At 42.0% G+C, this 5,372-nt stretch carries 7 protein-coding genes; all 7 read left to right on the top strand.

The features are described 5' to 3' along the window. The coding region (locus AACT18_RS16975) for an ISAs1 family transposase (RefSeq protein ID WP_141138129.1) at nt 1-304 on the top strand (304 nt) is incomplete at its 5' end. Nucleotides 305-553: 249 nt separating this feature from the next. Continuing rightward, nucleotides 554-682: a DUF645 family protein gene (locus tag AACT18_RS16970; RefSeq protein ID WP_080551848.1), complete on the top strand. Its 129-nt coding sequence runs from the start codon at nt 554-556 to the stop codon at nt 680-682. 711 nt (nt 683-1,393) lie between these two features. Then, nucleotides 1,394-2,215 (top strand): HNH endonuclease, encoded by an 822-nt coding sequence (locus AACT18_RS16965; protein WP_064626914.1) that lies wholly within the window; start codon nt 1,394-1,396, stop codon nt 2,213-2,215. 790 nt (nt 2,216-3,005) lie between these two features. Continuing rightward, nucleotides 3,006-3,254, top strand: a complete 249-nt coding sequence (locus tag AACT18_RS16960) for a DUF3297 family protein (RefSeq protein WP_026028286.1) — start codon at nt 3,006-3,008, stop codon at nt 3,252-3,254. Between the two features lie 251 nt (nt 3,255-3,505). After that, a complete protein-coding gene (locus tag AACT18_RS16955; RefSeq protein WP_094125778.1) occupies nt 3,506-4,144 on the top strand; it encodes a DJ-1/PfpI family protein in 639 nt (212 codons plus the stop codon). Between the two features lie 166 nt (nt 4,145-4,310). Next, nucleotides 4,311-4,568, top strand: a complete 258-nt coding sequence (locus AACT18_RS16950) for a type II toxin-antitoxin system Phd/YefM family antitoxin (protein ID WP_047691384.1) — start codon at nt 4,311-4,313, stop codon at nt 4,566-4,568. Continuing rightward, entirely contained in the window at nt 4,556-4,858 is a 303-nt protein-coding gene (locus AACT18_RS16945) for a type II toxin-antitoxin system RelE/ParE family toxin (protein ID WP_047691386.1), read from the top strand. Before AACT18_RS16950 ends, AACT18_RS16945 begins: the two co-directional genes overlap by 13 nt. The last annotated feature ends 514 nt before the right edge of the window (nt 4,859-5,372 follow it).

Here is a 5,372-nt window from a genome sequence, read left to right as displayed (position 1 = left end):
GGATGTGAGTATTCGTTACTATATCTGTTCTAAAGAATTAGAAGCCCAAACTCTGCTTGAAGCGACGCGTTCTCATTGGGGCGTAGAGGCCATGCATTGGTCCCTTGATACCGCATTTAGTGAGGACAACTCTCGTATTAGAGCCGATGATCGCGCAGAGGCTTTAGCAAGGATCAGGCAGATATGTTTGAACCTATTAAAGAGTGAAACCACCTTTAAAGGTGGCATTAAACGCAAACGGATGAACTGCGCAATGGACGAAAACTACCTAAGTAAGGTTCTCGAAAGCTTTACAGGGCGGTGATGTTCATGCGGTTTCCGTGCGGTGTTATGCGGTAAGTTGGCAGTAGCGTTGTCTGCCCCTTAAGCGGGCGTTAGCTTCTTAAAGGCTAGAATCCTCAAAATCTAAGCTCATTTGTTGTAAAAAATCAGCTTTTAGCATTCAATTTGCACAAGTTGGTTTTTGCGTTTTTTCTTGATGCTGATTTGGTCGAACGTGTTGAAAGTTCAGTGGTTTCAAAGTCGCTGAAATTCATCAAACCTCGATGCGTCAATGTTGTTGGACATTCCACACAGAAAGTTTGGTTTCATAAAAGGCTGCATCATCGCTGTGATCTTGCTTTCTTTGTCGCGGACTCTTAACCGTGGCCAACTTAACCTTGATCGTTTTGAGTTTTGGTAGCCAACTTCACAGCTTTTGGCGTTGGAAGTGTGTTTGTGTGATGCTTTTGCGTAAAATGCATTTCAAGCAAATGTGTTTAAAAAGTCATTGGTAAACAATGGGCTACGAAGCTAACAAACGCCTCAAGAGGGACTGTCAACGCGTGGCGTTTCCAGTCCCATTGAGCCGCAGTGGTTACGGTTGTGGTGTTTGAGTTTAGTGTTATGCGTTGCCAGCCCCTTAGGCGGGCGTTAGGCAAGGTGAGTTTTTATCAGCTAAAACGAGGAAATTGAGCGGTAAATTCCATGTTCTCAGGCTGGACTTAAGCAATAAATCGTCATCACATATTTGTTGTTTCTTGATCGTGTTGCGTTGCTTTTCGTTGAGAATTTAGCGGCAAAATAACCTTCAGCATCCAAACGTCCGCCGAGCATGCTACGCTCGTCACTTTTCTTCCAAATCGCTCAATTTGAGTTTTTTTGGTTTCTTTGCTGATTCAGAATTTTGGTTTATGAATGAATCGGTTAGTTAGTTTTAAGTTTGCAAAAAAGCCTGTTCTTTGTTTTTGAAAGTATCATTGTCAATCGGTTGGCCTAACAAACGGCTCAAGAGGGATTGCCAACGCTTGGCGATTTTAGTGCAAAATTGAAGTTCAGTGTTTAAGTGTGTTTTTTAAGTCCGGCGGTGCGTTGTCAACCCCTTAGCCGGGCGTTAGGCGATGAGGAGGGTTCATTGTTCGAAGTAGGTAAAATCTATAACCGTCGTTCTGATATTCACGGTGTATACAAAGGTCAACAGTATGGTGGCATTGCTACACCAGCTAATCATCCTTATGTCTTTATATTTACCAGTGATGCAGGTGAAGAGTTCGGCTATTCTGATGGTTTTGGTCCAGATGGTACGTTTAGGTATACAGGCGAAGGCCAAGAAGGTGACATGCAAATGGTCAAAGGTAATTTGGCTATCTTCGAACACCAGAAAAATAAAAAAGAAATCTTGTTGTTTGAGTCGACTACAAAAGGTTTTGTGCGTTTCGTCGGTGTATGTAGTTACATTGAACATCATATCGAGCAGAGACCTGACAAAAATAGTCAGCTTCGAGATGCTTTCATTTTTCACTTGGATGTACTTCCGCAGTCAAGGCTTCCCGGCGTAGAAAATGGAAAGGCTCCGTACTTGACCAAACCGACTAAAAGCAAATCACTTAAGCAATTACGCGATATCGCTACAGCTGTGACACCTAGTAATGTGGATGTTAAAGAACAAGTTGTTCACATCCGTTACCGTAGCGAGGCTATTAAGTTATATGCTAAAAAGCGTGCAAATGGGGTTTGTGAAGGTTGCAGAAGTAAGTCGCCCTTTGAAACGAAGGAAGGACCTTATCTAGAAGTCCATCATTTAACCAGGCTTGCTGACGGTGGTGCTGATTGCCCGGAAAATGTTATCGCTCTATGCCCTACGTGTCATCGGAGAGCGCATTATTCAATCGACAGCAAAGAATTCAACGAGCAGTTGTTAAAAGTAGCCCTTAGCATCGAAGAAAAAATCGCCTAACAAGCAATTTAAGAGGGATTCCCAACGCTTGGCATTTTTGCTTCTACTTCAAATTTAGTGTTTATGGCACAATGCTTTAGGTTGGGTGGTAGCGTTGCTCACCCCTTAATTGGGCGTTAGCTGAGGTTAAGAAAGATCATAATATTACGTGTTCATTTTTTCTTGGTCTGAGACTCTAGCTCTACACCTGAAAGTCAGCACTTTTCCAAGTATCTCGCCAGTGGCACTGTTCGTGAAGTGTTTGAACTAACCGAAGCCTTCTTACGGGAAGTGGTGTGTTTGTTTATTTCTTTGGTGTGGCTTCTTTGGTTTTGAAGCTCTTACGCGCTTAAATGGATTTCGCGCACTTGGTCGTTGGCTTCTTCGAAAGAATTCTTTGTAAATTGAAGTCTTAGAAGCTCGTCAGTTTTCCTGTTATTTCTTCTTTGCCAAGTACGTTTCGTGGGTTAGGTTTTAGTTTCTCAGTTGTCCGTTTTACTTTGTCGATTGAAAGCAATAATGTGTTTTAAATTAGGCCGTTGGGTAGCAAATCTCCGGCTAAAGTGCAGCAGCTAACAAACGGCTCAAGAGGGATTGCCAACGCGTGGCGACTTTAGTGCAAAATTGAAGTTCAGTGTTTACGGTGTGTTTTTTTGAGTTCGGTGGTGCGTTGTCAACCCCTTAGCCGAGCGTTATATGTCATCTAGTTCTGCACTCTATACTGCATATGAAATAGCACTTTTACTTTGTTGAGCGGTCGGCTTGTATTGTCTACAATAGCCAACTTTTTTACATGTTTTAGGTTATGAATATGAACGACACTACAGCTAAACCCGCTTTGCCGGATCACCTTGCTGGTAATCCTCGCAGCCCACACTATGTAGCGGAGTGCTTTGAACATCACATTGGCATTCGTCTAAATGGCAAAGAGCGTACTGATGTTGAAGAATACTGCATTAGTGAAGGGTGGGTGAAAATTCCGTCACCGAAAGCTAAAGATCGTTTTGGCCAGCCGATGCTGATTAAGTTAAAAGGTGAAGTTGAAGCTTTTTATAAATAAGCTGCATTTTATACCGTCCGCATGCAATGTGTTGATAACTGTGTAATTCAATGCATTGCATTCAAGATCTAGCTAGGTTTCTCATCCAAACATATAACAAACGGCTCAAGAGGGATTGCCAACGCGTGGCGACTTTAGTGCAAAATTGAAGTTCAGTGTTTACGGTGTGCTTTTTAAGTTCGGTGGTGCGTTGTCAACCCCTTAGCCGGGCGTTATGCGATTCATGAGGTCAGTGAAAGGAATAGAAATTTATGTACAAAGTTGGCGTTGTTATATTTGATGATTTCACAGATGTAGACTTTTTCCTTATGTATGATTTGCTTGGGAGGACAACCGATAGTTGGACGGTCAGCATACTGGGAACTAAACCTGAGCATCATTCACACCTTGGCATGAAAGTTAGAACTGACGGACATATTTCAGAGGTGGCGAACCAAGATGTCGTTCTTATCACTAGTGGTAAACGTGGTATTCCAGCAGCGATGAAAGATGCTGAATTTATGTCAGCGTTTAACCTTGACCCAAACAAACAGCTAATTGGCTCGATTTGTGCTGGTTCATTCATCCTTCATGAGCTCGGTTTACTAAAAGGTAAGCCATTGACAACCAATCCAGATGCTAAAAGTGTTCTACAAAAGATGGGAGGAGACGTTCAGGATCTGCCTCTAGTAGTAGAAGGTAACATAGCCACTGCCGGAGGTTGTCTTTCGCTGATTTATCTCATTGGTTGGGTGGCAGAGCGGCTTTTTGACTCAGGTAAACGAAAAACTATTCAGAATCAATTAATTCCAGCTGGGCAGTTAGAACTTTTTGAAGAGATCATTAACACAACTATTCAGTCAGCAGAGTCGAAAAATTCGCATAACAAAGCGTTTAAGAGTGATTCGTAACGCTTGGCATTTTTAGTTTGCGTTGGTTTTGGTGTTTAAGGTGCAATGCAGGAACTCCGGCATTGCGTTACTCACACCTTAACGCGGCGTTAGCCGTCATTAAACTTGCCATCTTCAAAGTGATAGAATAGTATCACTTTAGTGGTCTGTTTTTGGAGTAAGTCTAATGAAAGTTGAATTGGTAACATCACTTAAGCGACAAGCAACTAAGATCCTTGCTGATCTCCATGATACCAAAGAGCCTGTATTAATCACTGAACATGGTAAACCATCGGCTTATCTTATTGATGTTGATGATTATGAGTTTATGCAAAATCGATTAGCGATTCTTGAAGGTATTGCTCGTGGTGAGCGAGCGATTACCGACGGTAGAATAATTTCTCATCATGAAGCCAAGGGCAAAATGTTAAAATGGCTGAAATAATTTGGACTGAACCAGCGTTATCAGATCTTAACGATATCGCTGAATATATAGCACTTGAAAATGTTGTGTCTGCAAAACAACTAGTCCAAACGATTTTCTCTAAAGTTGAACGTTTGGAAGCCTTTCCTGATTCAGGCCGTATCCCACCAGAGCTCGAACATTTAAGTTACAGGGAAGTTGTTATTAATCCGTGTCGTGTTTTTTATAAGCAAAATGACGGCAAGGTTTATATTTTATTTGTTATGCGAGCAGAAAGAGATCTTCGTAAATTTTTGTTGAGTAGACAATAGTTACGCGAATAAACGGCTAACAAACGCTTTAAGAGGGACAGCCAACGCGCGGCATTTTTACTATGCGTTGGATTTTAGTGGTTAAGGTGTTATGCGGAAACTTAGTAGTAGCGTTGTCTGCCCCTTAAGCGGGCGTTATGCAACTCAGGTAAATTTAGGGGCTCAATCTTTTGGGATTTCTCCGGCTATTCGTTTTGTGTTGTCGGCAAATGAACTTTTTCACCCTCAGATTCGTGGTTAATTCAAACCGTAAAACAGACAAGGTTCTTTGTTTGCCTCAATCAGTTTTAGCGCCGGTGCGTTGTGAATTTTGCGCGTGCAAAGTGTGGAAAGGGCAAGTTATTCGATGATTTCGTATTTGTTGAAAGACTTGCTGGTTGAGTTTTCCTGATTCAAAAGCTTGGTTTGTTGTTGAAAGGTAGACTTTGTTTTGGCGGCTTATTTATCACAGTTCTTGCTTGGGTTGATTCTTGAATCACTTAACCTTTGCAATTGCGGCTTTCGGTCGTGTAAA

The sequence above is a fragment of the Vibrio sp. V04_P4A5T148 genome (assembly GCF_963875605.1).
Classification (GTDB): Bacteria; Pseudomonadota; Gammaproteobacteria; order Enterobacterales; family Vibrionaceae; genus Vibrio; species Vibrio anguillarum.
Note: the sequence above shows the minus strand (reverse complement) of the source record. Positions and strands in the feature narration are given on the sequence as shown.